The 25,477-nt window shown below is 58.4% G+C and carries 26 protein-coding genes and 7 pseudogenes; 22 read left to right on the top strand and 11 right to left on the bottom strand.

All coding sequences use genetic code 11. The features are described 5' to 3' along the window. Positions 1–4: 4 nt before the first annotated feature. Positions 5–225 (top strand): annotated as a pseudogene (locus ACVWY5_RS32005) (PilZ domain-containing protein). A gap of 14 nt (positions 226–239) precedes the next feature. Here ACVWY5_RS32005 and ACVWY5_RS32000 read toward each other — a convergent pair. Next, positions 240–758, bottom strand: a pseudogene (locus ACVWY5_RS32000) (ArsB/NhaD family transporter); the annotation flags it as partial. On the opposite strand from ACVWY5_RS32000, the gene ACVWY5_RS31995 reads away from it, so the two are divergent. The 5 genes and pseudogenes from ACVWY5_RS31995 to ACVWY5_RS31975 form a co-directional block, all read left to right on the top strand. After that, positions 745–975, top strand: a complete 231-nt coding sequence (locus tag ACVWY5_RS31995) for an SEC-C metal-binding domain-containing protein (protein ID WP_456671737.1) — start codon at positions 745–747, stop codon at positions 973–975. The pseudogene ACVWY5_RS32000 and the gene ACVWY5_RS31995 sit on opposite strands and share 14 nt — an antisense overlap. Then, positions 933–1,310, top strand: a complete 378-nt coding sequence (locus ACVWY5_RS31990) for a DUF3800 domain-containing protein (RefSeq protein WP_028352255.1) — start codon at positions 933–935, stop codon at positions 1,308–1,310. Before ACVWY5_RS31995 ends, ACVWY5_RS31990 begins: the two co-directional genes overlap by 43 nt. 520 nt (positions 1,311–1,830) lie before the next feature. Beyond that, the gene (locus ACVWY5_RS31985; RefSeq protein WP_028352256.1) at positions 1,831–2,082 is read left to right on the top strand and encodes a hypothetical protein; all 252 of its coding nucleotides are present in this window, start codon (positions 1,831–1,833) and stop codon (positions 2,080–2,082) included. An 88-nt stretch (positions 2,083–2,170) separates the two neighbouring features. Beyond that, positions 2,171–2,332 carry a hypothetical protein gene (locus ACVWY5_RS31980; RefSeq protein WP_321176951.1) on the top strand — a complete coding sequence of 54 codons (162 nt, stop codon included), beginning with the start codon at positions 2,171–2,173 and terminating at the stop codon, positions 2,330–2,332. A 300-nt stretch (positions 2,333–2,632) separates the two neighbouring features. Then, positions 2,633–2,973, top strand: a pseudogene (locus ACVWY5_RS31975) (SOS response-associated peptidase family protein); the annotation flags it as partial. A 388-nt stretch (positions 2,974–3,361) separates the two neighbouring features. Here the strand turns inward: ACVWY5_RS31975 and ACVWY5_RS31970 are convergent. Continuing rightward, on the bottom strand, positions 3,362–3,649 hold the full coding sequence (locus ACVWY5_RS31970; protein WP_028352257.1) for a hypothetical protein: 288 nt from the start codon (positions 3,647–3,649) through the stop codon (positions 3,362–3,364). Between the two features lie 281 nt (positions 3,650–3,930). On the opposite strand from ACVWY5_RS31970, the gene ACVWY5_RS31965 reads away from it, so the two are divergent. The 4 genes from ACVWY5_RS31965 to ACVWY5_RS31950 all read left to right on the top strand — a co-directional run bounded on the left by ACVWY5_RS31965 (position 3,931) and on the right by ACVWY5_RS31950 (position 5,277). Beyond that, a complete protein-coding gene (locus ACVWY5_RS31965; RefSeq protein WP_028352258.1) occupies positions 3,931–4,386 on the top strand; it encodes an Hsp20 family protein in 456 nt (151 codons plus the stop codon). Between the two features lie 79 nt (positions 4,387–4,465). Further along, entirely contained in the window at positions 4,466–4,789 is a 324-nt protein-coding gene (locus ACVWY5_RS31960; RefSeq protein WP_028352259.1) for a hypothetical protein, read from the top strand. A gap of 9 nt (positions 4,790–4,798) precedes the next feature. After that, the gene (locus tag ACVWY5_RS31955) at positions 4,799–5,098 is read left to right on the top strand and encodes a hypothetical protein (protein WP_321176952.1); all 300 of its coding nucleotides are present in this window, start codon (positions 4,799–4,801) and stop codon (positions 5,096–5,098) included. Next, positions 5,095–5,277 (top strand): hypothetical protein, encoded by a 183-nt coding sequence (locus ACVWY5_RS31950; RefSeq protein ID WP_028352260.1) that lies wholly within the window; start codon positions 5,095–5,097, stop codon positions 5,275–5,277. Before ACVWY5_RS31955 ends, ACVWY5_RS31950 begins: the two co-directional genes overlap by 4 nt. 85 nt (positions 5,278–5,362) lie before the next feature. Here the strand turns inward: ACVWY5_RS31950 and ku are convergent, their stop codons facing one another. Together ku and ACVWY5_RS31940 are read right to left on the bottom strand one after the other, a co-directional pair. Continuing rightward, a complete protein-coding gene (ku, locus tag ACVWY5_RS31945) occupies positions 5,363–6,208 on the bottom strand; it encodes a non-homologous end joining protein Ku (protein ID WP_028352261.1) in 846 nt (281 codons plus the stop codon). Between the two features lie 64 nt (positions 6,209–6,272). Continuing rightward, positions 6,273–6,548, bottom strand: a complete 276-nt coding sequence (locus ACVWY5_RS31940) for a hypothetical protein (RefSeq protein WP_051383896.1) — start codon at positions 6,546–6,548, stop codon at positions 6,273–6,275. Positions 6,549–6,710: 162 nt separating this feature from the next. On the opposite strand from ACVWY5_RS31940, the gene ACVWY5_RS31935 reads away from it, so the two are divergent. From ACVWY5_RS31935 to ACVWY5_RS31925, 3 genes and pseudogenes are all read left to right on the top strand, one after another. Then, on the top strand, positions 6,711–6,941 hold the full coding sequence (locus ACVWY5_RS31935; protein ID WP_051383897.1) for a DUF3606 domain-containing protein: 231 nt from the start codon (positions 6,711–6,713) through the stop codon (positions 6,939–6,941). Between the two features lie 430 nt (positions 6,942–7,371). After that, positions 7,372–7,815 (top strand): annotated as a pseudogene (locus ACVWY5_RS31930) (SOS response-associated peptidase family protein); the annotation flags it as partial. Between the two features lie 24 nt (positions 7,816–7,839). Further along, positions 7,840–8,214 (top strand): hypothetical protein, encoded by a 375-nt coding sequence (locus ACVWY5_RS31925; protein ID WP_456671736.1) that lies wholly within the window; start codon positions 7,840–7,842, stop codon positions 8,212–8,214. 1,435 nt (positions 8,215–9,649) lie between these two features. On the opposite strand, the gene ACVWY5_RS31920 is transcribed toward ACVWY5_RS31925, so the two are convergent. Then, on the bottom strand, positions 9,650–9,982 hold the full coding sequence (locus ACVWY5_RS31920) for a hypothetical protein (RefSeq protein ID WP_321176954.1): 333 nt from the start codon (positions 9,980–9,982) through the stop codon (positions 9,650–9,652). 57 nt (positions 9,983–10,039) lie between these two features. On the opposite strand from ACVWY5_RS31920, the gene ACVWY5_RS31915 reads away from it, so the two are divergent. The 5 genes and pseudogenes from ACVWY5_RS31915 (at position 10,040) to ACVWY5_RS31895 (ending at position 13,706) form a co-directional block, all read left to right on the top strand. Next, positions 10,040–10,216 carry a hypothetical protein gene (locus ACVWY5_RS31915; RefSeq protein ID WP_198400362.1) on the top strand — a complete coding sequence of 59 codons (177 nt, stop codon included), beginning with the start codon at positions 10,040–10,042 and terminating at the stop codon, positions 10,214–10,216. Positions 10,217–10,293: 77 nt separating this feature from the next. Next, on the top strand, positions 10,294–10,605 hold the full coding sequence (locus ACVWY5_RS31910; RefSeq protein ID WP_051383898.1) for a hypothetical protein: 312 nt from the start codon (positions 10,294–10,296) through the stop codon (positions 10,603–10,605). Between the two features lie 691 nt (positions 10,606–11,296). Then, positions 11,297–11,545, top strand: a pseudogene (locus tag ACVWY5_RS31905) (adenylate/guanylate cyclase domain-containing protein); the annotation flags it as partial. Positions 11,546–11,780: 235 nt separating this feature from the next. Next, a pseudogene (locus tag ACVWY5_RS31900) lies at positions 11,781–12,727 on the top strand (IS481 family transposase). A 445-nt stretch (positions 12,728–13,172) separates the two neighbouring features. Further along, a complete protein-coding gene (locus ACVWY5_RS31895; RefSeq protein WP_080673061.1) occupies positions 13,173–13,706 on the top strand; it encodes a septal ring lytic transglycosylase RlpA family protein in 534 nt (177 codons plus the stop codon). A 174-nt stretch (positions 13,707–13,880) separates the two neighbouring features. On the opposite strand, the gene ACVWY5_RS31890 is transcribed toward ACVWY5_RS31895, so the two are convergent. From ACVWY5_RS31890 to ACVWY5_RS31880, 3 genes are all read right to left on the bottom strand, one after another. Then, positions 13,881–14,231, bottom strand: a complete 351-nt coding sequence (locus ACVWY5_RS31890; RefSeq protein WP_321176956.1) for a hypothetical protein — start codon at positions 14,229–14,231, stop codon at positions 13,881–13,883. Between the two features lie 979 nt (positions 14,232–15,210). Next, a complete protein-coding gene (locus ACVWY5_RS31885) occupies positions 15,211–15,930 on the bottom strand; it encodes a metallophosphoesterase (RefSeq protein ID WP_028352267.1) in 720 nt (239 codons plus the stop codon). Next, complete coding sequence (locus ACVWY5_RS31880; protein ID WP_321176957.1) at positions 15,920–16,612, bottom strand: hypothetical protein; 693 nt, start codon at positions 16,610–16,612, stop codon at positions 15,920–15,922. Before ACVWY5_RS31880 ends, ACVWY5_RS31885 begins: the two co-directional genes overlap by 11 nt. 337 nt (positions 16,613–16,949) lie before the next feature. On the opposite strand from ACVWY5_RS31880, the gene ACVWY5_RS31875 reads away from it, so the two are divergent. Next, positions 16,950–17,477 (top strand): nuclear transport factor 2 family protein, encoded by a 528-nt coding sequence (locus ACVWY5_RS31875; protein WP_321176958.1) that lies wholly within the window; start codon positions 16,950–16,952, stop codon positions 17,475–17,477. 193 nt (positions 17,478–17,670) lie between these two features. Here the strand turns inward: ACVWY5_RS31875 and ACVWY5_RS31870 are convergent, their stop codons facing one another. Then, complete coding sequence (locus ACVWY5_RS31870; RefSeq protein ID WP_321176962.1) at positions 17,671–17,841, bottom strand: aldehyde dehydrogenase family protein; 171 nt, start codon at positions 17,839–17,841, stop codon at positions 17,671–17,673. A gap of 1,259 nt (positions 17,842–19,100) precedes the next feature. Here ACVWY5_RS31870 and ACVWY5_RS31865 point away from each other — a divergent pair. Both ACVWY5_RS31865 and ACVWY5_RS31860 read left to right on the top strand, forming a co-directional pair. Further along, the gene (locus ACVWY5_RS31865) at positions 19,101–19,352 is read left to right on the top strand and encodes a thermonuclease family protein (RefSeq protein WP_456671735.1); all 252 of its coding nucleotides are present in this window, start codon (positions 19,101–19,103) and stop codon (positions 19,350–19,352) included. A 172-nt stretch (positions 19,353–19,524) separates the two neighbouring features. Beyond that, positions 19,525–19,889 (top strand): annotated as a pseudogene (locus tag ACVWY5_RS31860) (Ku protein); the annotation flags it as partial. A 93-nt stretch (positions 19,890–19,982) separates the two neighbouring features. Here the strand turns inward: ACVWY5_RS31860 and opgC are convergent. After that, positions 19,983–21,398 carry an OpgC domain-containing protein gene (gene opgC / locus ACVWY5_RS31855; protein ID WP_028352270.1) on the bottom strand — a complete coding sequence of 472 codons (1,416 nt, stop codon included), beginning with the start codon at positions 21,396–21,398 and terminating at the stop codon, positions 19,983–19,985. 371 nt (positions 21,399–21,769) lie between these two features. On the opposite strand from opgC, the gene ACVWY5_RS31850 reads away from it, so the two are divergent. Continuing rightward, positions 21,770–22,531, top strand: coding sequence for a response regulator transcription factor (locus ACVWY5_RS31850; protein ID WP_321176960.1), 762 nt, complete (start codon positions 21,770–21,772; stop codon positions 22,529–22,531). Here the strand turns inward: ACVWY5_RS31850 and ACVWY5_RS31845 are convergent. Then, positions 22,523–24,640: an MASE1 domain-containing protein gene (locus tag ACVWY5_RS31845; protein ID WP_080673063.1), complete on the bottom strand. Its 2,118-nt coding sequence runs from the start codon at positions 24,638–24,640 to the stop codon at positions 22,523–22,525. The genes ACVWY5_RS31850 and ACVWY5_RS31845 overlap by 9 nt on opposite strands. Positions 24,641–25,477: the final 837 nt, after the last annotated feature.

Here is a 25,477-nt window from a genome sequence, read left to right as displayed (position 1 = left end):
ACCCATGACGAAAGAGCAGCGAGCGTCGCAACGACGGCGAATACTGAAGGCGGGAACCATTTCGTTCGTGGCGGCGCGATCAATTGTACGGTCCGCAACGTGTCGGATGTCGGAACCGCGCTCGATGTGATCTCGCCCGTCGGGGTTCCGGATCACAGTCGGCTGCCCTGCCGCATCGTCTGGCGAAAGGAGAAGCGCATCGGCGTTCGCTTCGATCCCGTGTGAGCCAAGACCGCTGCTCACCCGGTGCGCCACAAGGCGGCCAAGGCCGCGACCACGGCGGGCGACATCAGCCAGCAACCGAGCCACAGAAAACGCGCATGCGCTGACTTCGACCTTCTCCTGACGCAGCGCGACGAGCCATAGGATGCTGGCGAGCGAGCCGGTGACGGAGAGGTTCGGCCCAAGATCGACTCCGATGAGCATCGCCTGAACGACCTGCGGCGGAACTTGGTGGTTCGCCACGACCGAGCCCGCAATCAAACCCACCGGCAGATTGTTGGCGACGTTGTCGGCAAGGACGGTGGGGATGCCAGCCGTTCATGCCGTCTTTGGAATGGACGGTTCAGCTGCCGCCTGTAGCATATCGCTCAACTGTGCGATCGCGCCGCTCCGCGTGAGGGCCTCCACCATGACGAACAGACCAGCGACCAGCGGCAGCACGCTCAGGACACCGCCGCTATCATCCGCCATGGTGACTGTCTGGAAAACGCAACGACAGGGATCGCCGTGACTATCCCAAAGATGAAGGTCGGCAGTCTTCGTCGATCCGGCCCACCCCCGCAGAGAAAGGTGGTTATCCCTCCGGCAGTGAAGGAGCTTCTCGCGGCCCGCAACGAGCAGGCGGCGCCACCCCAGCGTCGGACCAAAATCGGCCGGAACGAGCGGTGTCCGTGTGAGTCAGGCCGGAAATACAAGCATTGTCACGGCCGATGGCCGATCGCGGCATCCGGCCATCGCCGAGCGTCCCTGTAGATCGCTATTTCTTAGACGAAAGCGGTCATGGCGGCGATCTAGCCTCAGCGAAGAAGCTCGACTTTGCGGGCCAGCCGTTTTTCGCGTTGGCTTGTGTCGGCGCTGCTGACGCCGCGCTGTTGGCCGCGGAGCTGGACAGGCTGCGGGTGTCCTACGCGTGCGGTGAAGGCGAACTGAAGTCGGCAAAGTTGGGGAAGAAGCTGGCGCCGATCTCGCAGGAACTGATCACCTTCCTCGTCCGACAACGGTCTCCACTCTTCGTTGAGCTGGTGGACAAGCGGTTCGAGGCCGCTCATCGTTGCGTCAATGAACTGGTCGCGGATAGTTCTGATTAAGCGAAGGGAAACCAAGGCTTTGCCGGTGTTCTCGGTAGGACTACTGAGATCCCCAACGAATGTTCTCCCGGCAACAAATGTGATCGGTCCCTAAGTGTTCTCACCGGGGTTTCGCGGGTCGGAAGTTCCTTGCAATCATCTCCGGCCGGGATCATTGTTCAAACATCACCGGCCAAGGGTTTGCCTGTAGGCGTCGGTGGCTGAGAGACCAATCGCGCTCCCGCCTGCATAACAGGGAGGGAGCGCATGACCGGGCTGCATCTTTCCAAGCAAATAGATCTCCTCGATAAGAATGGCTGTGCGGAAGCTGAGCGCCTGCGAAAAGAGGCTCGTGGCACTCCACCAGGAATTGAACGCGACCGGCTTATTCGCCGGGCACGACAGGCCGAAGCAGCCTGCCGGATGACGCAATGGCTGACCTCACGGGAGCTACAGCCGCCAAGGTAACGAATATTCTGATCGCGTGAGGTAGGGTGCCTCAGTTTGAAATTTAGAAAAGAAACAGGGCGTATAATGGGGCATGCCTCACTTAGACGCCTGCTTAGGAATTCTGCGCCGACTGATCGCCAAGGGCGATCCGAACCAAGTCGAGTTGGCAGAGCGGGCCATTGACGAGTATTGGAAAGCTACGATACCCGGGGCTCGGAAAAGCGGGCTGCGCTTTATTCAGCATGATGTGCTGACACAACTGAACACCGTTATCGGTGACCAGCGGAGCTTCGCCGAAACCGTGAACGCCTATATCGAGAAGAGGCTTACGGAGGGCACCTAGGAGTGATCCTCCTGACTTGGATTAATCTCTGACGCATTGATCAGGGGCACTCGTCCTCTATGAGTACGCACCTCATTGGGGTTCGACCATGGCCAAGATTAAGTCCCTTCGCAAGCAGGCTGACAAGGCAGAGCGCGCCGCGCTCTCCGCTCTCGACCGCGACTTGGCGGAGGGATTGCAGGCAATGGCACGCGCCTACCGGGCGCAAGCTGACGTAATCAAATCCAAAAAGAAAAAGAAGGCATCGTGAAGAAGTAAGGCCGCCTCAGTTGGCGACATCTAGGGGGCAGAGAACCTTAGTGGTGCGGACCAATACCATGTATCACGTTCCATTGCTGGTCTGGCTGGCCGTCGTTGTCGGGTGCGTAGGCTATTTCGTCATTTTTGGGTAGGAAAGGGCCGCCTCAGTTGGCGGCCTTATCGCCTAGCGCTGCCTGTCTCTACCGATACCAATTCGGTTCCCAATCATTCCACCGACGACGGCAGGGATGGACCACGCCGACACGCCGATTGCTGTGCCAAGCGCCGCGATGCCGATCCCGCCGAAGCATATCCTGCACCAGTGGTCCGTAACACTGAGCACGGTACCGAGCTTGCTCTGATGCGGTGGGGCATGCCACCACGCCGCGCACAAGTGGTCCGCCTGTTACGAACATCCGCGACACGTCGTCGCCGCACTGGCGCGGATGGCTCAAGCCAGAGAACCGTTGTCTCGTTCCGTTCAACAGTTTTGCCGAGTACGCACCAGAGCCGAATCCAGAGACGAAGAAGAAGGACGTGGTGTGGTTCGCGTTGAACAAGGAAAGGCCGCTTACTGCATTCGCGGGCATCTGGACGACGTTCACTGGCGATCGTGGCACGAAGTCCAAGCCGGTGCTTGGACCGCAGCAAGGCTGACTGTCGGTGCCTCGTTCCCAAAGAAAAAGCCCCAGCACCTCTGGGGGCCTAGAGGCCGGTGCTGGGGCCAGTCATCCTAAGATGAATCGGGACGCGACCCGAAAAGTTCGAGATTAACACCGGTATCAGGAATTGCCACGTTTACCCGTGCCTCGCGTGAACGCATTTCCTTGCAACCATCTCCGGACAGGATCATTGTCTCCGTATCACCGGCCGAGGCTCTGTCCGTAGGCGCTGGTGACAGAGAGACCGAGCGCGCTCCCGCCTGCAACAGGATGGGAGGCCGGTCATGACTGACCAGCGCTCAAGGAATCTAGAACATGCGGCTTGGTGCAGAGAACTTGCGCAGCGAGCTCGAGAGATAATTGAGCGATCCAAGGAATTACTGCAATTGCCGAAGCCAGATACATTCCTGGGTCGCAGGACCCATGCGCGGTTTCCAGAACAACGCGACGAGCGCCTTAACATAAGCAAGGGCTGAAACCTCGAGGGTGTGAAACGCTGGAGCATGACAGATTCCCTGTTTGCTCGTGCGCAATTGGCTATCGAAGAAGGCCACCGACTGCGGAACGAGAGGCGAAGCCTCACCGAGGCCTTCGACCGACAGTTGCGCGACCTGCGTCACAACATACATAAATGCGCTTGCGCTCGGACCGAGAGCAAGGCGCATCGCGACAATCGGGAGTAAGGCCGCTTAGTTGGCGGCCTCTTTCATCCTACAATCTCAAGCGAACAGGTCGTGTTCGGCTGATCTGCTTGCGTATCCAGCGATCCTCAACCGCAAAAATTTTTCGACCGGGGTTCTTGACAAGGCATCTCCGATTTTTATTTTTTGTCGCGCCAGCCCCCATCGCGGAGGCTGGGCCTGGTCGCCCCTCGGGGCCAGGCGAGACGGGCACCGGTCGTGTCCGGTGCCGTTCATATCCATCTTGCTCTATGGAGGATTTGGCTATGCGCACGTACGACTTCTCTCCCTTGTTCCGGTCGACCATCGGATTCGACCGGCTCTTTGATCTCGCCGAAGCAGCCCATCGGGCCGGCGAAGATCACTACCCGCCCTACAACATCGAACGTCTGTCCGAAGACCGGTACCAGATCGTGCTCGCGATCGCCGGTTTTGCCCCCGACGAAATTTCCGTCACGGCGGAGCAGAACGTTCTGACTGTCGAAGGCGTCAAGGTCGAAAAGGCCGAGCGCGAATACATCTACCAGGGCATCTCGACGCGCAGGTTCAAGCGCCAGTTCAGCCTGGCGGACTACGTCGAAGTCAAGAGCGCGGCGTTCGACAACGGGCTTCTCAGGATCGAGCTGGCGCGCGAAGTGCCGGAGGCGATGAAGCCGCGACGCATCGCAATCAATGCGGCGTCGAACCCGGCGCCCCGACAGCTGGAAAGCGTTGCAGCCTGACCGAACCGATGAAGCCGCGTCCGACGAACGGGGCGCGGCTCCGTCTCCTCAGCAACTCGTCTTTCGAATGGAGGCATCCATGCGGCCGACGACCGCGCCTGCTCATAACGTTATTGGCTTTCATCTGCCGATTGGCGATTACCACCAATATGAGACCCCGCACGATGTGGTGCGGGATTCTCGCCTGAGCCTCGCCGAGAAGCGCGCTCTCCTGGCATCCTGGGCCTCGGACGCCAGCGCCGTTGCGTCCAATCCCGCCTTGCGGGCACCCAAGGGGCTCAAAGCACCCGTTCCTGTCCGCGACATCCTCGAAGCGCTTCGCGCGCTCGACAGCGATCCGCGCCATCCGCCGGGCGGCCGGCCTGCGCGCCTGCGCTCCGTCGACCGCTGCGTGGCTGCATAGGAGCGCGAGATGACAGACAGGCTACCGAAGCAGGTCATCGATCGGCTCGAGGAACGCTGGCAGTCAAGATTTGGACAGGCAAGGCACCGGAGCTCAGAACAGTTCGACCGCCGGCTTGAACAGCTGCGCGCTCATCGCAACAACATTCATCGATATCGGCGGCTGCTGCAGACCCAGCTCTCCGACCTCGAGCGCGAATTCATCGAAAGACGGCTCGCCGAAGAGGTCACGGCGATGCAAGGCCTCGCGGCCGACATTCCGCCACTTCCCTCGATCGATCGCGCAGCTTGCGAGGAGATCACGCCATGACTGGTCTGCAGCAGCTGCTCATAAGAGACAGCGAAAAAGTCATCGGTCACTATCAATTCCTGCTGGACAGCGCGACCTCGGAACAAGAGCGGGAGCGCTATCGACGGAGAATCGAGGAAGAACGCCGGATACTAGGCCGGTTGATCGATAGCGACGTTCGACCGACACGCGCTGCGTGAGGCATCGCGTTCGCGCCGGGTTGGCACCGGTAGGAACGACCATAGCGCTGCTCGGCAGACAGGGCAGAAATGGCGGAACAGGATCTTAGCCCGCTTTGCGGCGCGGCTTGGCGGGCGCCTTCTTCGCCTTGGTGGATTTCGCGGGCGCCGCCTTGCCGCCGCCCTGGATGCTCTGCTTCAAGGCGTCCATCAGGTTGAACACGTTGCTCGGCGCCGGCTTTCGTGTTGCCGCGATCGGTTGGCCCTTCCGCTTCTGGTCAAGCAGCTCCTGCAACGCCTGCTCGTAGTGATCTTCAAATTTCTCCGGTTCGAAGTGGCCGGACTTCTGCTCGACGATATGCTTGGCCAGCTCCAGCATGTCCTTCGTGATCTTCACATCCTGGATGTCGTCGAAATATTCCGCGGCGTCGCGAACTTCATAGGGATAGCGCAGCAGCATGCCCATCAGTCCGTTGTCGCGCGCCTCGAGAGAAATGACGTGCTCGCGGTTGGTCAGAACCACGCGGGCGAGGGCGACTTTATCGAGCGAGCGGATGGTTTCGCGGATCACGGCGTAGGCGTCGTGGCCGACCTTGCCATCGGGGACGATGTAGTAGGGCCGCACAAGATACAGATCGTCGATCTCGCTCCTGGGCACGAACTCGTCGATCTCGATGGTGCGCGTCGATTCCAGGGCGATGTTCTCGAGTTCGTCCTTGGTGACTTCGAGATATTGGTCGGTGTCGACCTTGTAGCCCTTGATGATGTCGTCGGAGTCAACTTCTTCGCCGGTGTCGGCGTCGACCTTCAGATATTTGATCCGGTGGCCGGTCTTCCTGTTGATCTGATTGAAGCTGATCTTGTCGGATTCAGAGGTCGCCGGGAACAGCGCGATCGGGCATGTCACCAGGGATAACCGCAAAAAGCCCTTCCAATTGGCGCGCGGGGCCACACTCAAAACTCCCTACACTGAATGGTATCAATATAGGAGGCCGGCCAGCGAAGTGGAGTCTCGGCTAGCAGTCGGGGCAGGTATCACCGATTCCGCGCAGGACGTCATCGATTGCGGCCTGGCATTCTTCCGGCGTGGCGCCCGGGAAGGGTTGGTTCCACGCCGCTTCACGAGCCCGGTTCCGCGCATCGGGGTCGCTGCGATCGAGGGCATGACCGTGGTGTTCGCACTCCCTCACGGCGTGTTGCTCGACCAGCATGCCGAGCGCCCAGCCTTCGAGGCTCCGATAAGCCGGACGAGTGGCCCGCAGCGGCAGGCGACGTTGCGCATTGCTCTTCATGACGTGGTCTCGAATCAATCGACGCCACCAGTTATAGCACCTGCGTCAACGGTCCCTTCCTCACGCCAGCACTTATGCCCGTTATGCAGGTCAGGAACCGAAGTGGCTGAGTCGTTGTTCCGGGTTTGCCGCAAAGGCACTGCGGCGCGATTGGAGGCCTGAATGGCAAAGAAAGCGAAGAAGCAGACCGCGCGCAGTCGCAAGCAGGACCGTGCACGCGTCGCCGGCGGGCAGGATTACGAGGTGAGCTACGAGGCGAGGAAAACCCGGAAGTCGGCAGCGTCGGTGAAGAAGGCCGTCAAGAAGGTCGGCAATAGCCGCAAGCGAGTTGCGCGCCGGCTCGGGTCGGCGATGATAAAGTCGTTAGGAACGGCACCGTCAAAGCGTGGTTAGCAGTAGGCTGCTCCTCGGCAGAGCGGCATAGGAGCGAATGAACGTGCCCCGGCTCTTGCCCCCGAAGACCCGGGGCACGTTCGCGATCATTCCCATTTGGATCGTCGGCGTGGACCGGATGAAGCGCTGCTTTTTTCCGCCAAGATTCACACGGGTTATTTCCGGAGCGGGTCGTCGTTTGGGATGATCCGGGCAACAGGGCGGATAATTTTCATTTCGTATTTTTTCAGCCCTAAACGACGACCGCTGCTTCTCGGCGGACAGCGGTTCGGCGATTCAACTCGGCCCCAGCATGATCCGGATGCTGGGGCCTTTTGATTAGGAACGAAGCGGATGCAGTGGCATTGGTCGCCCTGTTCGGTGCCGTATCGCTACCGGCATTGAGACGCCCAGCTGAATACTGGCCTCAGCTTTCACAGCTGGGGCCCCTTCCATTACCAACACATCTTCGCCGCACGGGTGCGGCTGGCTCAAACCAGAGAACCGCTGCCTCGTGCGTTCAATAGTTTCGCTGAGTATGCGCCAGAGCCAAACCTGGAGACCAAGAAGAAAGACGTGGTCTGGTTCGCGTTGAACGACGACCGACCGCTCGCGGCATTCGCTGGCATCTGGACCGAGTTCAACGGCGACAGAGGAGCGAAATCAAAGCCAATCCCTGGTCCGCACAACGCCTATGGCTTCCTCTCAGGCGAATGCGGTGGTCGCGCCGAACCATCCCAAGGCTATGCCGGTGATCCTGACGACGGATGAAGAGCGCGATGTGTGGATGCGCGCGTCGTGGGATGAGGCCAAGGTGCTGCAACGGCCATTGCCGGATGATGTGCTCAAGATCGTGATGCGTGGAGCGGACAAGGAAGATACTGTCGCGCCCTAACGACCGAAGCCTAACGTTTCCCCGATGTTCACAAGCGAGTCGGCAGGCAGCCCATTGCATTTCAACGAGCGGCGCTTTGGTCTGGAACGATATTCAGGCATTTGGGGAAACTATATGGTCGAAGTGTATTTCAACGTCAGACCTGATTTGCTTGTTGTGAAAAAAGGATTTCCGATGCCGGGCACTGGTGCCCAAGGCAAATGGCGCAAGAGCAAGAAGAGGGTCATCAGGGTCAGCGATGAGATCAGGCAGGCGATTCAGAGCCAAGGCTATTACATTCGCAAACTGAGCGGTCCCAAGAAGGCTGGCGGTGCCGATCAACGCGGCGTGATGCCTGGCACGCAAAAGCCCGGCCACCAATACAGTGGGCCGGGCGAATGCAAGTATGATCCCTCATGAACACAGCGAATATGCTGCGGTGCGAGCACAACTTCCATTCCGGACGAATACGGGTGGCGTAGTGCCCGACGCGAGCCCGTCTCATTTAGTCGGAGGAGCACGGTAGGACTTGCGGAGACAGGCTTGCTTCGACATGGCTTAAGACCGGCGCGCTTTCTCCTCTGCCGCTTGTGCGAGTTTTCTCCATTCCTCGGCTGCCTGCAACCAAGCTTCCTTTGCGCCCGCAGTCGTCGCCTTGGCCGCCTCGTCCTCGCATTCAGCGGCTTTCTGATGGTAGCGTTCAACGTCCTGCGTAGGCATGCGCTTGGGCGACTACCTTGGGAAAGGAGGTAGCAGGTTAGCGCCACTTCATGACGTCGCGCAGCCGTATGATTACGGTGCTGTCGCTCCGGGGGCGGCTCAATCCCCTATCGTGTCGAAAAGCCGGCAAGCGAGCAGGCTAGAAGCGTCACATCTTGTGCGATCCCTTCGACTGCGCAATTAAAGGCCGGAGCGCGAATGCACAGTGACGAGCCTTGCAGCTCCCAAGCGCCCCAATTTTACTGAGGGCTTCATGGGTGTTTTCGATTATCGCCAGCCAGCTCGGCCCGGCGCTTCACGAGCCCACTAAGAACGATCATGCTCATGTGATAAAAACCAGAATGCAAAGGTTACTGAAAGCAGCGATTTTCATCGCAGTACCACTAGCTCGGATTTATTGGGTCGATCGCTCCAATGCGGCTGATGCAGGATGGTATTGCGGCCACCTACGCTGGCGCTGCGCTTGGGATACTCGGTATCGTTCTCGGGATAATCGTCGCTTTGGTCGTAAATTCCGAGATATTTTAGGTGAGTTTGCTACCTAATGCCCCAAAGAAACGGCCCCAGCGAGGTGCCAGCTGGGGCCGACTTTCCCTTGTCCGTGCGTCGGAGGCGCATCGAACGTGCGATAACCCGTAGTCGCCCCGCCTTGTTCCTAAAAGAAACGGCCCCAGCGAGGGGGTGCAAGCTGAGGCCGAGAGCAACGTAGTCACGCGATCATAGGCCTCGCCACGATGCTTCCCTGTGGCTCGTTCGGAGTACCGGAGTCATACGGCATGGCATCCAAAAATCGGCCCCGGCGCGGGTCGGAGTGAGCCGAGGCTAAGGTTGCCATAATGACTTGGCGGGCAAACCGTCCCGAAGACCAAGAGGTTCCAATTATCATGGTGTCCCAGTTCGAAATGACGAGTGTCCTAACGAGGACAGCACCGATGCCCCGGTGCAATACTGTAACGCCGGTTCAAGAAGAACTCGCGATTGCCGAGAGCAGCTTCAGCGTACTGATCAATGGAGACCTGGATCGCCTGAACATGGTGATAGCACCAACCTTCACGAGCAGAGAGTCGTCGGACTTCGTCAGCGCCCCGACGAACGGCGGTGTTTTCGCAATCATCGAACCAATGTGGGCGCTCCCTCACCATTTCCGGCCTCCAAGAACCTTGCCTTTCAGCTTCGGCAGCGCAGCCTTCATCCGGTCTCGGTCAGCGCAGAGAGCATCAATCTTGTCGAGCATCCGTTGCAGCAGCGCTTCAGCCGAGCTGGTCGGAATACCGGCTCGCTGGAGCTGAAGGATTTCCTTACGCTGGCGGCTGACTTGCGCGCGCAGCGCTCGATCTCCGAACGGACGAATTCGAGTGTGGGCATGGTTCGCTCTGGATTGGCGATGAACTGTAATAAGAACAGAGCAAGAACTACATGAAAGACTTCCGTGGTTCTCCGTGGATGAGCAGAGTTCTGCAAGGTTCATATTGCCCGTCGAGTTCCGCGTGCAATAATCCACCTTATGAAGGACGGGAGTAGACCGATGAAGGACATGCAGGCGCACTTGGAAAAGCTTCGAGTTGAAGCCGAAGAGTGCGAACTCATCAGTAAGCTGGCGACCAACGCGATCAAGAAAGAGCTGTTCGCAAAGCTCGCCGCCCATCACCGCATACTGGCCGACGAGGTCGAGCGGACGATCAAATCCAGCCCAAATGGCTAAAACACGCTTAGGAACCTTACATTTACTGACAATTAGAGCCCCGTTCGGACAGGAAACCGAGCGAGGGAAAAGAAAATATGGGCCAGATACGGTGCCGCGTCGTCCAGACGGAGACGCTTGAAGAGCGGCTACTAAAGCGCGCTAGACAGCTACGCGATCAGGCATCGGCACTCGCCCCAGGTATTGAGAAAGAAGGATTGCTGAAGCTCGCCCGCCAAGCTGAAGCTGGTGATACGGTCGTCAGTCCGAAATCCAAGCTGACCAAGCCGATCAGGAAGCCAAAGGCTACGTGGCTCGAACCGAAGTTCTACGCAGATGTTGAGTACCGTGACATCACGTCCGAAGGGCTTCTATGCGCCATCTCATTCAAGGGTCTGTCGACGCGCTAGAAGGAACTCGCGTTGGGACAGCAACGTTAGTACAGGGCGTATTCGGCAACCATCACGAATGACAAAACCTAACTGTCCGATCTGGTCCGGCTTAGGCTGGGTTTGCGAGAACCATCCGCATCTGCCGTGGATCGCCGAGCCACACGGCTGTCAGTGCGGCGCAGGCATGCCTTGCGAATGCAATCGGACAGATGGGATCGATGAGCCTGACGTGAGCAAAGTCATTGAATGACCAGATTAAATGCGCTCGGTCATTGGTGTTACGCTGATTTTGGGACTACCGACGAGCTAGGAACGCACCAAGCAAGAACGCAACAGCAAGTGATTGAAGTGGAGCCGTCCGGGTCGCTTCAGTGAAATTATGCAGCCACCGATCATGCTGTGGTGAATTTTGCAACGCGTCGTCTTCGGCCATCCGTTGAATTGCTTCCGACGCGCGGTCTATTCGCTGTTCAGGCGTAACGGACGGTGCACCCAGGCTATCATCCGCCATTGTGGCAATCCTCCTCGCGTCACGCACTACAAAGTGCCTTTCTGGCTGGAGCGTAACGCCTAGGGATCACCGACCGTTCCTGGCGTTGCGCGTCCGTCCGGACCGACGGCTAATCGACGGACGGAGCGCCTTTCTCAGAGCCGTTGGCGGGGCGGTCAGGCCGTCGTACAATCGGCTGTCCTTTGAGATTTCGAGGCCATGATGCAAGAGGGGCGAGGTCGGATAGAACGCAGGCTGTCGGCGATAATGGCCGCCGATGTCGCCGGCTATTCGTGGCTCATGCACGATGACGAAGGGGCGACGCCCGCTAGGTTGACCGAATTGCTTGCGAGCGAAGTTGAGCCTGCTGTTGCTGATCACGGCGGCCGCATCGTGAAGAATACCGGAGACGGGTTCTTGGCAGAATTTCCGAGCGCGGTCGAAGCGGTCCGAGCCGCATTGCGCTTTCTAGAGGCAGGCGCCTTCGCACCGACGATCATAAGACCTGTCGCTACATCGCTCGCCGGATTATCAAGTGTGCGGATGGTGGCGACCGAACGCTCGGTGGCCTAACCGAAGCCGCCCAAGCGCCTGTGTCGGAGCTAACGTCGAATAAGGCGGCAGGTCATCGCAAATTCACCGGGTGTCTGGTCCCTGGATGTGGGGGAATCAGCCATGCTGATTCCTCATTCCGGGAGGACCTATGGGCCAGATACTCCATGCAGCGCCACGACCACGCACGCCATCCGAGCGGCAATACAGCGATCGAAGGCTTCGCTCAAAGAATTAGCCGCCCAGCACGGTCTTAATCAGAAGACCGTCGCCAAGTGGCGTAAACGCGCCTTTGTCCACGATGCGCCAATGAGCCCCAAGACCGTGCGCTCGACCGTGCTCTCGACCGCGGAGGAGGCGATGATCGTCGCCTTCCGCAAGCACACGTTGCTGCCTCTGGATGACTGTCTCTACGCACTGCAGGCAACGATCCCGCATCTCACGCGCTCATCCTTGCACCGCTGCCTGCAACGCCACGGGATCAGCCGCCTGCCCGAGACGCCGGCGACAAGCCCGCCAAGCAGCCCTTCAAGCGCTATCCCATTGGCTACTTCCACATCGACATCGCCGAGGTCGCACCGAGGAAGGCAAACTCTATCTCTTCGTGGCCCTGGACCGGACCAGCTAGTACGCCTTTGCGTGAGGAAGGCCACGGGTGCGGCGGCCAGGGCCTTCCTTGACGAACTGGTGGCCGCCGTCCCTTACCAGATCCACACCGGACAACGGCATCCAATTCGCCGACCTGCCCAAGAACCGTGATGGCTTCACCGCCAGGTGGCGCGGTCACCCCTTCGATCGGGCCTGCCAGGAACATGGCATCGAGCATCGCCTGACCAAACCCAATCACCCCTGGACCAACGGCCAGGTTGAGAGGATGAACCGCACACTCAAGGAAGCCACCGTCCGGCGATACCACTACGAGACCCACCGGCAGCTGGAAGATCACCTCGCCGCGTTCCTTGACGCCTACAACTTCGCAAGCGCCTTAAGACCCTACGCGGCCTCACACCCTACGAAGCTATCTGCAAGGTATGGACGGACGAGCCAGACCGTTTCAGGATCGATCCCATCCACTTGACCTCGGGACTGAACACCTAGTGCACGCCGCGTTCGATGAAGTAGATTTGCTCGATGGGATGGTGGCGGTCCTGAAGAATGGCTCGGCGATTAAGCGCAACGGCTGCAGGAAAGGAAGAAGCCGAAAAGGATCGGCAAGACCGGCCAGGAGGCGGTTCTGGACCCGAACCGTCTGCTCGCGGTCGGCACGGCTCAACGAAGTTTCCAGCATTATCCCATGGCGCTGTTCTCGAGGTACGTCCCTGTCGGACGCTTCTTCCCGCAAAGCTACTCCCAGCCCGATCTGGGGTCACTGGTACCCGACAATCCGGGGACGTTCCGCCAAGGCGCCCCCAACTCCCGCTGGTGGCCGCTCAGGTTCCTCGGAGCCCGCGTTGGTCCACCTCTTACCCGGGACCTTCTGCGAGCCGGAACTTCCATTTGCAGGAACGCATCTTGATGATTCCACGTTATCGCATTTGTTTGGATGGAGATAATGCGCCTTTTAGGATTGGCTATCACGGTCGCCGCCGCATGGCTGGTGTTACATGTGACCCCGGTCGCAGCGCAGACTTTTGAAGATCGCTGGTCCATCATCCCGAAGGCAAAGGCAGAGCCAGCTCCCGCTCCCGCGGTTCCAGAGGATGGCAAACAGATCGCGCCGCCGCCAACGCAATCTCCTGTTGAAGAAGAGCAGACCTCCGCTGCGGAAAATCGCGTGGCGATTCGATCCCCGAAACGAGCTCTCTCCGGTAAGGCCTCCTACTATTCGTACCGGGCAGGGAAAACCGCAAGCGGATTCGCCTTCAACCGGAACTTGATGACCGCAGCCCATCGCACCTTGCCGTTCGGTACAAGAGTTCGCGTGACCGATCCTGCGACCAGCAGGTCGGTGATAGTTACTATCAACGACCGCGGACCGAGAGTTGCCGGCCGTATGCTAGACCTTTCACTCGGAGCCGCACGTACATTGAGAATTATAGATCGTGGTGTAGTCCACGTTCGGGTTGAGGTGCTTTAGTTTGGCCGTCACTGCGTAGCCGAACTTTCCTTCGAGAAGGGCGATTTGCACTACTAAAGCACTCGATAGCAGCCATCTTAGACGCGGAGCGCTTTTGCCCATCGTCAGGGCGTACCACCAGCTGGACCTGCGCTGAAGGAGAAAGGCTTCGGCAGGACGTCGAGACAGTTGTCGCTAGGGATGAAGGAGCGCAAGCAGACGTTGGCGATGCTGCTCCCGCTCGAATTGGTTCTTGCGCATTAGCTCGAGCTCGAGCTCGGCCTCGACCTTGGTCGTATCGTCCTTCATGCTCTTCAGTTCAATGAGGAGCGCCTCGTGCTCCGCAAGCCGCCTTTCGCCTTCGATCACATCGAATTCAATCTGCCGCAGCTCATCCAAAATCGCGTCCTTATACATCTTCGTGCCACGTCTTGGCGCGCCGCCTCGACAAGTACAAGCCATGCAAACTCTGCTGGTTCCTAACGATCCTTCGCAGGCTCGGGCCAGGCAATCGAGCGCGACGAACGCGCCGCGATTCATCGCCATGAGGATGACTCATGTCACAGTAGGCGGCGGCTACTCAACAGAGGGAAGGGCGCCCGTATGCAACTCGGCTAGCCTGTGGACTGTTCGCTGGTAAAGTGGCGCTTGTTGTGCGCATGCGGAGAAGGGCCCGTGTTCCATAATTTCCAATATCCGCCTCCCTGACGATCAGGATATGCACCGTCGTACTTGGCAAAACGACCGAGCCGAGCGAAGTCATCAGCCGCCAGAGGGCTTCGCATCGCGTGACGTTGGGCGTCGGCTCTTACACCTCTTGGGCCCCGTTAAGAACCTTACCTTCTTGGCAGACGTCAACTACACGACCAGAAATACGCGAGCGGCAGCACTGTAACGCTGCCATTGCAGGCGAGCATCGCAAAGCCCGGTGCTTCATACGAGCTAAAGGATCAACATAGCCTCACGGTGCTGCTCCACACTCAACGCAACTGGTGAATCGCTAAGAATCACCAAAACCAGGAAGGAAAGCGAAGCGAACTTCAATGACCACCAGAAAAAGCCTCCGGAATGTCCTCCGGCGGCTTTTACGTTTCCGCTCAAATGGACGGGGATGTCGGGCGTTGCCAGCCCTGTCGCCGTGCACGGAGTCTCCAGCCATATCGCCTGCTCCGCGCAACGCTGAAAAAACATGAGTTCTGGTCTGGCACATTGATTGCTCTGACTTGGTCGCAATACACAATAAAGGACTTTTCCAGGAGGAGCCCCATGACAAATTGCGTCGCTTGATCATCGCCACCGGCGCGGGGATGACCGGTGAAGATCGTGATGTATCCATAGGACGCGATGAATTCGTCAGTCGCTTGTATTAGTCGGCACAGAGAGACGCTCATTCGACAGTCCGGTAGACTACGAGCACGACGCCGAGGCCGGGCCGCGATCGAGGTCTGTGGTGACATGACCGCGAGCCATCGGGTTGAGCATGTAGACCTGCCGCGGGCTACAACATTCTCCGCAAAGCCGACTGCTAGACCGTAATCAGGGCATAAGGCAAGCGATCAGGCTTCTGCACGTGCACGGCGACATTGTACACGCGCGCTCCGGCCGGGGTGCGCCCCTCATACTTACCGCGGTGTGCATGGCCATGCACCACCGCGCTCACTCTGAAGCGGTCAATGGTCTCCGCTAGGCGCGAGCATCCGAGAAACGGATAGATCTCCAGTGGTTCGCCTTCGACAGTTTCGACGATCGGCGCGTAATGCAGGACGACAACTGCACGCTGACTGTTCACAGTGCGCATGATATTTTCGAGTCGCATCGCTTCGTTTACTGCTTCAGCAACGAATGTCTTGATCGCGGGTTCTCCGAATGAACTGAGCATGCGCGGTCCGAACCCGCCCGCGAAGCCCTTTATTCCCACAAATGCCACACCGTTTACTTCGGTCGCCTGCCCGTCCAGCAGGCGTAGGCCCGCATCGCAAAGAATCTGCTTCACCTCGTCGACGTGCCCCGATTCGTAGTCGTGGTTTCCGAGAACGCCAATCACCGGGACGGTGCACGCACGCAGTTCCTCCGCCAGAACGCGCGCCTGACTCGGAGTCCCGGTATCGGTAAGATCGCCGCAAAGAACCAGTGCCATGGCGCTCTTTGAGATTTGGCGGAATACTTCGCGAAGCGAGCCCGGCTGGCCATCCTTCACATGAAGGTCGCCCATGCTCGCGAATGTGAATGATGTGTCATTGGTCATCGTCGCATTTACCTTTGGCGTCCAAAAATCCCCACACTTCGACGGCGTTCTGGTAATCGGAGCGTGACAACAATCGACCGCGGCACATCCTGGCTGCTGTTGGTGGAAGTTCGCGCTGCCGATTCAGTCGTTCGAGAAGCTCGTCGAGTAGCCATGACGGAATGGCATCCCGCTCACTCGGGTAGACCCATCGGAAGATCAGCAGATGAGAGAGCAGCACTTCCCAGTGAGCATCGAAATAGGCCATGAGGCGTTGCCAATCGATTTGGCTGCTCTGCTTCAAGATAATGTTCGCGATATCCGAGCCATCATGCCGAAATCGCTTTTGGATAAAGGCCTTCGACCAGATGAGTTCGGTGGGATCGATAACCAGTACGCTAAGCCCCAGTACTTGAGCTTCGCGAGCGTGGTGAAACCATCCTTCCTGGACCGGAACGATGCCATTGCTCGATCCGAAGATGACATCCACGAAGTGCTCGCCGTAGTCGATCTTTCCGAGCCACTGGTCGTCGACGATTGACACTCGGCGGCCACCGCGATTCAGGTGATCGAGTAGTCGTTGCAATTCAGCCCTGGTCGTGAAGATGTCCAGGTCCTTCGTCGGGATTCTCGCGCCAGTGTGAGCATTAACGGCGTACCCGCCCCCAACCAGGAACGGAAGCTTGGCGTCAAGCAGTTCCACGAGAATTTCCCTGTAGAACTGCTCCGCCTGTGCTCGACGAACTCGCCTGTCCTCCTTGCTATCCTCCGAAGGCTCCGAAGACAGTTTTGGAATGTAGGGATCTCGCGCGCGCACGATTTCTTTTCCAGTCTCATGGCCGACTACTCATTAATTGTTTGCCAAGAATGGAAGTTCCTTCCGGGCGAGGTGCCCTAGAGTTCCCGTCCACCGCCCCCTGGCACTCACACTCTCGCCATGTCGACCCGAATCCTGACCGGAATTGGAAACATTCTCCGCGGCTTAGGGGGATGCCTCCGAAATACTTGGCCTGATTTTTTGGCTGCTTTGGCGCGAGCGAATGAGGCCACTTAACCGGTTCGCCGGCGTGCTGGAGGCTGACCTTGAGCGACGCGAGAAGGCCGCGCTAGAGATTCCGGCCGCCCCGGTGGCGGTTCAGGCTAAGTTCATGCTCTCATCCTTAGCCTGCGGATGGGGCATTGGCAGAACGAGGTCGGTGATGTCGAACACGTCAGAGGCGTTCGATGCTGTAGCGATCGTAGTCGATTGGCTGGACGCTTGCAGACAGGGGCGCCTGCCGGACCTGCTCGAACTGTACGATAACGATGCCACGGTGGACTGCAGCGAAGGCGGCCGGTTCGAAGGACGGTGTGCGTTGCGCGCTTACTGGACGCTGAAGCTGCTCGATCAGGATCCCGGTGCCTTCGAGATCAGGGCAGTCGTGCCGGAAACGAGCGGCGTTTGTATCGAGTACCGCGCTTGCGGTGGGCAGACAGTTCGGACGCACTTCCGTTTCAACTCCGCGGGAAAGATCGCTCACACGACCTTCGGTCCGCTGGTCGGCAAAGGTGACGGATTGGCTGCCTGACGCAGCGATCCGCTGCCGGTAAATGACCCGCGAGCTCGGTTCGCGTGCGGACGGGAATTGATGCCCTTGACCAAGCGGACCCGCCGACGGCTTATCGGAGCTGCGCTCACTAACCTTGCATCGCGATTGTTCCTTCCAGCAATCGAATGACCTCATCAATTGTCGAGATCGCTCGGGGGGCATGACCTGCGGCTCAACTACAGCGGCTCAACCAAGACCGTCTTTTGCAAAACTCGCGAATGCCGAATTCTGCGAGTTCTCGACCGTAGCCGGACTGCTTAATGCCACTGAATGGCTGGCGCGAGTCCGAGCGGACATTGTCGTTCACGAAGCAACAGCCCACTTCCGGCTCGTCCGCCGCGATGCGCTTCTCCGGTGGGCACCTCTGCGTTCTGCTCGGTCATGCCCCTGGAGTTCAAGCGCGCAACGTGGCGCATCGACAACGCTCGCGAACTCGACTAGCAGTCTATCTCCGGTGGTCCTGACGATCCGGTCGCGATGCTCGGCGATCTTGGGGTCCACGAGTTTTCGGCGGTGGGCCTTAGGGTCGGCGAGGGTGCCCTTCCTCGTCGGCGCCCATGTGGCGGATGTATCCGGCGACATCAGCCGCTAGAATGCCCGCCAGGCGTCGATCCGCACGCTCGCTGGGCAAGGCCTCTCCCCATTTAGTGAGCAATCTACTTCAACTGTTTGGAACGAGCTACTGACCCACTGATCGACTCCTGCGCGCGGTCCGGCGGCCGAAAACATCTAACGCTGCCCGAGAAGCACATCCGAGGTCTGGCGTTTCCCCTGAGCCGGACACTTTGCCATGGCTCGCCACGTCACACTCGGTCGTAATCCGGACATCGGCTTCTGCCGCCTTTTATGTCGTTGCCAGGAACCGCTCGATAGACTACTCCCCGACGGAAGCGGCAAGCCGCTAGACCTTGCGGTTTGGAGAGCCCGAGCACCTATCGTTTCGTTAAGCCGGTTATGTACGGGAGCCGACGGTCACGCTTCCAGGAACCCGCTCTGCCGCACTATCGAGCGATTTCCGAAGGTCCCCTTGATCCCACACGTTCGAGCGTCGGCGTGCAGATATTCGTCTGACGCCAAGTCGATCTTTTCAACCCACTGTGGCGGTTCTACCACCGCTCATCTGTCCAGATCCGTTATGCTGCCTGGAGAGGTCGATCAATGTACGACGTGTATTTGAACAGCAAGAACGATTTGTTGGTTTTGGAGCAAGGATCACCGAGACCTTTAGTTATGCGCGGCAACTGGCGGAAAAAGAAACGTGCCGTTCGCACGGTGAGCAACGAAATCAGAGTCGCTATTGGAGCCGAAGGTTACTATCTGCGAAAACTCCGCAGGATCCAACCCAGTCGTAACCCCCGATCATGAAGTGGCCGTTTGCCTTTGCAGCCCTATCGGCGACCGCACTTTCCGTCGTCGCCGAGGAGGTTCTCGGCCGAGCCAGCGTCATAGATGGCGGCACATTCGAAATTCGCGGCGTGCGAATTCGGCTTTGGGGCATTGACGCGCCGGAAAGTGATCAGCTTTGCCGAGGCGAAAACAGCATCCAATATCGATGCGACGCCAAAGCCGCTATGAACTGGATGCCTTCATGCGGACCGTCTCGTGGCGTGTGTGCCCGTGGACCACGATCAATATGGACGCACAGTTGCGACCTGTTCGGTTAACCGCGTGGACCTGGCACAATGGTTTGTGACGAGTGGCTTGGCCTTTGACTGGCCGCAGTACTCGAAGGACAGGTATTCGCGAGCGCAGCGCGAAGCCGAACACGGGGGGGCGTGGCGTTTGGGCCGGGAGCTACGCTGTACCTTGGCGCTATCGCGAGTGCCTCAAGGCAGGCGGAAGTCCGGGATGTGATCAGACTGATTAAGCCGACTTGCGTTGCGTCGACTCATTCAACGTTGCCAGTGCCGCGACCGCCAAGCCACCAAGCGTCTCTTTCCGCTCTTCGCCGATCAACACAAGATCACAACTAACGCCGCAGGGCGGGAGAGGCCTCCGCTGGACAGCGGGGCCGCGGCAGGATCCGAAGGAGTATTTCGACGAGATCCAAGACGTAGGACATGCTCGATCTCGTCAAGCACATCGTCAAACCAGAAGTCCGGGCGGTTCGAGCCCGAAAAGTTCGGGGGGGGACCAGCACGAAACTGCGCTTATCGACCTCATCAACCAGAGCAAGCCGATCACGCCGAGCGAGCGGCCGCGCGGCGAGAACGTCGTCGATCTAATGGAGGCGCTACGCCGGAGCGTCGGCGGCGCTGCGGCCGGGACCAAGCCTCCCAGGAAATCGGCCAAGAAGCGCGCAAGGCGGTAGCCAGCCAGAAGGAAATGCTGATGCCGATCGCGGGCAAGAAGCAGGCGAAGGATGCTGGAGCGAAGAAGCGGGGGGCCAAGTCGGCAGCGGTGGTCTGCTCGCTCGCGAGCCAGGAACTCGGTGATCTGCGGACTGTTGTCGTGGCGAACGACAGAGAATTCGCATGCGAACCGCTAAATTCCGATTGGGGCCGTCGCGATTGCATTCCTGGCCGGTATGGCTGCGGGCTTCGGCGACACTGCGACGATATCCATCTTGAGCCGGACCAATTCGTCGGCGAGGCCCGGCAGGCGCTCGGATTGCCGGTCTGCAAACCGCCAATTGAGCAAGCGGTTCTGGCCGCCCCAGCCGAACTTACGCAGCCCTCGGTGAAAAGCCGCCAGAAGGCGCCTGCCAAAGGTACTCAAGCCTTCCTGCTTGGCGCGGATTCCCACAGCCAGCGCAGCGGTCGGGTGTCGCCCGGGTTTGATCTTGATCAAGTTAAGTAGCGCCGCCGCCAAGATCATCATCAAGACACCGCTAACGCTGAGCGCGATCTGCATCGCCAGCCCATCCGAAATGTCGATCAGCGCCAGAAGGCTGGCTAGCGTAAGCAGAACGCCAAGGCAGTATATTGGCAACGAGTTCTTGCCACACAGAATGGCGCCGCGCATAACTGCCGTCGTCAGTGCGCGCCGATTTGGAGGCACCAGCCGTACCACCAAAATCGCAAGAGCCAAAAAATGCAACAGTCGCAATGGATCGAGATTGGATTTGTCCATAGGGTACAACAATTTCAGCAGCCCCTGCGGGACCTGTCCTTCCAGCGGGCTGATCTTCCAGTTCAATGCGATGATGAGACTGAACAGCAGATAGAAGACGGCAGGTACAAGCGCCGCGCGTGACGTGACCCACGGCCGCACTCTCTCGCCCTCGATCATCCACCAGGCGCCAAGCACAGCAAGCAGCTGCCAAGCCAACGGATTGAAGGCCCAGTGGCCGTTGGGCCATGCTGGCACAGTCCAGCCGAATACATGCACGAAGACATAAAGCGCTATCGAAACCCCAAGCGTCATGTTCGGCAGTCGCAATAGCAGCCACAGCAAGGGCGCAAATAAGAGATGAAGAAGCACGAAGATAGGCAATACGTCGGTATTGACTGGACAGTATTGTAGGATCGCGGCGTGCACTAGAGTTGCGCCCGGCTGATCTAACAGAATGCGCGTATTGCTCTCGTCAGCAAGACGATCCCCGCCTGCCAGGTACACAAAAATGACGCAGGCGAGCGTGAGCAGCAGAAATGCTGCATAGATATCCCAGCTTCGCCGCAGCGTTCGGCTGATCACGCCGGTCCAGCCGTCGCGGTGTCGTATCTTGCCGTACGCCAGTGCGCAGGTCACACCCGAGACGAACATGAACACTTCCGCGGCATCGCTGAAGCCGTAATTCCGGAGCGTCAACCAACTTCCGATGTTGTTAGGGACATGGTCCAGAAAGATGCACCAGAGCGCGATGCCGCGGCAGGCATCAATTCGCAGATCACGGCCTGAGGCTGTCAGCTCTGGCAGCGCGCTTGCCAGCGGCTTCGGGGTAACAGTTCGATCATGCATCTGCTTGCTCCATCGGCGTGCAAGCACGCTTCAAGAGAACGAATAAGGAGGGACTGAATTGACAAAATCGCCGCCAAACTGCCGCAACGTAACTGCGCCGCAGTAAAGAATTGGTCCGCGCCGAGCCTAGCTAATGCGACATGTGGCGGCGCCTGGTCAACTTCCTGACAGTGAATCTGCCGGCGACGAAGGTCTTTCAACCGGCGCCGCTTGTAAATCAGCCATAGGTCCACACAGAGAGGTTCGTTGGTCCTACGATCAAGGTACCTGCGTGTGGCAGTAATCTGAGGCGATTTGCAACCGTAACACACAGTCGCGATTGGTCTCGACCTTGAGTGCATAACCGCGCACTGCGAGTGGATGAAGGCGGAATGGGCGGCTTCGGTCTTGCTTCTTTGTCGCCAAAGACCCGGGGACGGGTGTATGATCTCCAATTGGATCTCCGTGCAATGGATGACGGAGAACTTTTTATGAAGGTTCTTATAGTTGACGATCACGCATTGATCCGCGAGGCGTTGCATTCCTTGCTGAAGGAGCTGAAACGAGAAGCTGTCATACTGGAGGCTTCGAATAGCCGTCAGGCAATGCACCTCCTTGAGGAACATGCGGACATCAGTCTCATCTTGCTTGATATCGGTTTGCCTGATCGAGATGGCTTCTCTGTTCTCCGCGAAGTGCGTGAGCGCGATGCGACTATCGCTATTATCATAATCTCGTCTGCAGATGATCAAGAGACAGTCAAGCGCGCTTTCAAACTCGGTGCCTTGGGGTTCATCCCGAAAACGACGAAACGGGAGGTTATGCTCAACGCTATGAAGTTAGTCTTCTCTGGCGGCCTCTACATTCCCTCAGAAATCCTAGAGGAAACGAGTCCACGGCCTGCAAATAAGCCAGCGACACGCGGCTCTCTTAAAAACCTCGGCCTCACCGATCGGCAGATTGAAGTACTCGCGCTCCTCATGAAAGGAAGAAGCAACAAGGTGATTGCTAAGACGCTCAATATGGCCGTGCCGACGGTGAAGAACCACATCACCGTCCTTCTCAAGGCGCTGAGCGTAAATACCCGCACCGAGGCGATAATAAAGGTAGGAAAAATGGGCTGGGAATTGCCGCCAAGATCTGAACTATACTGACCCCGTCTCGCCCCTGCTGTCGTGATTCCTGAAGAGCTCGTGCATCACAGCGCGGAGCCGCATTGGATCGACAGGCTTGTGCAGCAAAACGTATCCTCTTTCCTTAGCGTCACGTAATGGTTCAGCTGTCGTATCGCCGCTGACCAGGATAGCTGGAATTGACGACCCAAACACCGCACTAACCTCTTCAATCACTCGGGTCCCCGTTTTTCCGCCCGCTAGATGGTAATCCGAGATTATAAGATCGGGGCGTTGTTGGCGCTCAGCAAGCCCGACCAATGCAGCCTCGTCGGATCCGGCGGTAAGGACGGAGTATCCCCATTTGCCGAGCAACCCCCCCGTTCCCTCTTGCACTATTGGAGTATCGGCAATAACCAGTACGGCCTTATCCTTGACCGCAAATGCCCCGGGGTGGGGTAAGTCAGCTGGCGCTGTGGTCGCGGCGCATTCATCTACCATCGGAACCACGATCGCAAATCGCGAGCCTCGACCGAGAGTCGAAGCTACGTCGATTTGATGGTTGAGAAGTCGGCGAAGCCTGTCGACAATGGCAAGACCAAGTCCCAGTCCGCCCGACGAGTTCCGTTCAGTCCCGAGAACTTGAAAAAATTCGCCAAAAATATTCTGCTTCTGATCGTCAGGAATGCCGGGGCCGGTATCCCATATTTCGATACGCAGCATTTCGCCACGCCGACGACATCCGACGATGATCCCGCCCCGTAACGTATAGCGCACAGCGTTGGACACCAGATTCAGAAGTATGCGTTCGAGCAGCATGGCGTCGCTCCGCACGCAAGCGTCGGTTCGCCTGACTGTTAGACGTAGACCCTTTTCTCGTGTTGCCTGATCAAACGTCGTCTCAATTTTTTGCAACAGCCGCGCGATCGGGAATTCGGTAATTTGGGGAGTCAGCATCCCAGCATTGAGCTTGGACATGTCCAAGATCGAATTGAACATTTCATCCATTTCTTCGCGCGTTGCATCGATCTGCTCTATCGCCTTTGTCCTTTCCTCCGATTTGAGCGGCGTGCGCAGTTGTGCAACGAATAGCCCTAACGCATGTAGTGGCTGCCGCAGATCATGACTTGCCATGGCGAGAAAGCGCGATTTTGCTGCGTTGGCGATCTCCAGTTCGTGCGTGCGTTCTGCAACCTTCTGCTCGAGCTCGATGTGCGCGCGGCGCAGACTTTCCTCCACGTTCTTGCGCACCTCGACATCGGCGCTCAGTAACAAGCTTGGAAGGGTAATGCTAATCAGGAACATCAACAGCAGCAGAAAAGAAGCATTGAATTCCGGGGTCGTGAAGGGGCCGCCGCCCGTGAGTGTTCCCCAAATGGTTATGCCCGCAAGCACGAACGCAACCGTTGCGGTGTCGCGTGGACCTCGTCGTAAAGCCGCCCACAACATTGGCAAGATTGCAAGAAAGCCCAGTGGATCGCGGCCTGGCGATTGCTCGATGAGGGGACTGAAAGCAATCAGTCCAACAATCGCCGCAGTCACGAGGAGGGCGAAGATCTCGATGAGGTCGTCGCGATTGAAAGCCTGATGGTGACTTGACGCCCAAAGCACAATAACCGGGGCGATCACGAGCGCGCCGGTCACATCCCCCAGCCACCATGTGACCCAGACGTCCGCGAAATTTGTCGGTTCGACGTACCCGGCCATCGCCAAGCTGATCAATCCAATGCTGGCGCTGACCGGCGCCGCGATCACCACGCAAATCAGGGCAAATTTTGCTACGGAGTTTGGGGTTGAGAACGTGTCACATCCGTTCGACCATTGTTTGATGAGATACGCGCCAACAAGCGCTTCAAGAGAATTGCCGGCTGCAATCGCAATTGCGGTGGCAAGCGAGCCGGCCGTCGTAGCATTAGCGATCATCGCGGCCACGAAAATTGCCGGCCATGTCCGATATCCCCGCAACAGCACCGCCGCCAACGCGACGCCCGTCGGTGGCCAAATTGGCGTTGCGTTGGGATGAATAGAAGCGAGAGCAAGGCCGCCCTTTGCGAGGACGAAATAGATCGCCCCAACTACGACCAGACTACCGGCATAGCTGATGTCTCGATAGAACTTTAGCTCCGGAGTTAGTGATCGCGGATCAGACATCGGCGACGCCTGGATTACGTAAATTTATTGTCCAAGACGACTAATTTTTGGTCCCCTTGATAAGGATCAGAAATGATTTCTACCATGCAGTTGATCCGGCACGAGTTGTGCGGCAATGCATAAACGCTCGGATCGAATTGGGCTCCGCAGTCTACTTACTGGCAAGCGTTTGCTTGGAGCATCAGGCAGACTTGCTGATCCCTATGCCCAGAATGTAACGGCCACTCGTCCTGCAGATCGCCATCATCGCACGGAAACATGCCCGCCGTCTCGCGTCCACCCGAGTGTCGCGAGGCCGATGGTACGACGAAGACAAATTCTCGAAAAGGGCGGATTTGCTCTCCGGACCAACTTGCGGTGGGCGCCCAGGTCCTATCTCTCGTTGGGTTCTCCTTCACAAGCCCCCAAAGGTTGCCGGGGCCGCTTAAACGACTGGCGGCCTCTTCCAATTCACCGGCCCAGAACCGTATTTGTTGACCGAAAGGATGTCGGTGCATTTGCGCTCGTCCATCCAACTGGGAAGCGTGTAATCGCCGCGCCTTTGTTGCGGAATGCCGAGCATCAGCCGACGGTTCAACCTTGGGGTGGCATGAAGACACGAAAAGGTCTCCGGCTCACCCGGCGGTCTTTGCCTACCAGCGGTGATAACCGCGGTGGTACCCGTAACCTCTGCGCACGTAACCATAGCGACGGACCCCGTAGCGATAGCCGTATCCGTAACCGTATCGTCGGTAGGTGGGCGCTGTGCGGACACAACCCCTCGCGCCGCAGACCACGGCAACGGTCTGGACGTTTGAGGCGTGAGAAAGTGGGGCGAGCGGCATTGCCGATGCGCTA

This window comes from Bradyrhizobium sp. USDA 3256 (genome assembly GCF_054058275.1).
Note: the sequence above shows the minus strand (reverse complement) of the source record. Positions and strands in the feature narration are given on the sequence as shown.

Coding starts and splice junctions, on each gene's coding strand:
- ACVWY5_RS31985 (WP_028352256.1), top strand. CDS start 1,831: ATGCCTCACTTAGACGCCTGCTTAGGAATTCTGCGCCGACTGATCGCC.
- ACVWY5_RS31940 (WP_051383896.1), bottom strand. CDS start 6,548: ATGAAGAGCAATGCGCAACGTCGCCTGCCGCTGCGGGCCACTCGTCCG.
- ACVWY5_RS31920 (WP_321176954.1), bottom strand. CDS start 9,982: ATGAACCTTGCAGAACTCTGCTCATCCACGGAGAACCACGGAAGTCTT.
- opgC (WP_028352270.1), bottom strand. CDS start 21,398: ATGCATGATCGAACTGTTACCCCGAAGCCGCTGGCAAGCGCGCTGCCA.
- ACVWY5_RS31925 (WP_456671736.1), top strand. CDS start 7,840: ATGTTCACAAGCGAGTCGGCAGGCAGCCCATTGCATTTCAACGAGCGG.
- ACVWY5_RS31910 (WP_051383898.1), top strand. CDS start 10,294: ATGGGCCAGATACGGTGCCGCGTCGTCCAGACGGAGACGCTTGAAGAG.
- ACVWY5_RS31980 (WP_321176951.1), top strand. CDS start 2,171: ATGGCCAAGATTAAGTCCCTTCGCAAGCAGGCTGACAAGGCAGAGCGC.
- ACVWY5_RS31950 (WP_028352260.1), top strand. CDS start 5,095: ATGACTGGTCTGCAGCAGCTGCTCATAAGAGACAGCGAAAAAGTCATC.
- ACVWY5_RS31885 (WP_028352267.1), bottom strand. CDS start 15,930: ATGACCAATGACACATCATTCACATTCGCGAGCATGGGCGACCTTCAT.
- ACVWY5_RS31955 (WP_321176952.1), top strand. CDS start 4,799: ATGACAGACAGGCTACCGAAGCAGGTCATCGATCGGCTCGAGGAACGC.
- ACVWY5_RS31845 (WP_080673063.1), bottom strand. CDS start 24,640: ATGTCTGATCCGCGATCACTAACTCCGGAGCTAAAGTTCTATCGAGAC.
- ACVWY5_RS31990 (WP_028352255.1), top strand. CDS start 933: ATGGCCGATCGCGGCATCCGGCCATCGCCGAGCGTCCCTGTAGATCGC.
- ACVWY5_RS31890 (WP_321176956.1), bottom strand. CDS start 14,231: ATGGCGATGAATCGCGGCGCGTTCGTCGCGCTCGATTGCCTGGCCCGA.
- ACVWY5_RS31895 (WP_080673061.1), top strand. CDS start 13,173: ATGGAGATAATGCGCCTTTTAGGATTGGCTATCACGGTCGCCGCCGCA.
- ACVWY5_RS31995 (WP_456671737.1), top strand. CDS start 745: ATGAAGGTCGGCAGTCTTCGTCGATCCGGCCCACCCCCGCAGAGAAAG.
- ACVWY5_RS31875 (WP_321176958.1), top strand. CDS start 16,950: ATGAGGCCACTTAACCGGTTCGCCGGCGTGCTGGAGGCTGACCTTGAG.
- ACVWY5_RS31965 (WP_028352258.1), top strand. CDS start 3,931: ATGCGCACGTACGACTTCTCTCCCTTGTTCCGGTCGACCATCGGATTC.
- ACVWY5_RS31850 (WP_321176960.1), top strand. CDS start 21,770: ATGGGCGGCTTCGGTCTTGCTTCTTTGTCGCCAAAGACCCGGGGACGG.
- ACVWY5_RS31960 (WP_028352259.1), top strand. CDS start 4,466: ATGCGGCCGACGACCGCGCCTGCTCATAACGTTATTGGCTTTCATCTG.
- ACVWY5_RS31935 (WP_051383897.1), top strand. CDS start 6,711: ATGGCAAAGAAAGCGAAGAAGCAGACCGCGCGCAGTCGCAAGCAGGAC.
- ACVWY5_RS31915 (WP_198400362.1), top strand. CDS start 10,040: ATGAAGGACATGCAGGCGCACTTGGAAAAGCTTCGAGTTGAAGCCGAA.
- ACVWY5_RS31970 (WP_028352257.1), bottom strand. CDS start 3,649: ATGCGCCTTGCTCTCGGTCCGAGCGCAAGCGCATTTATGTATGTTGTG.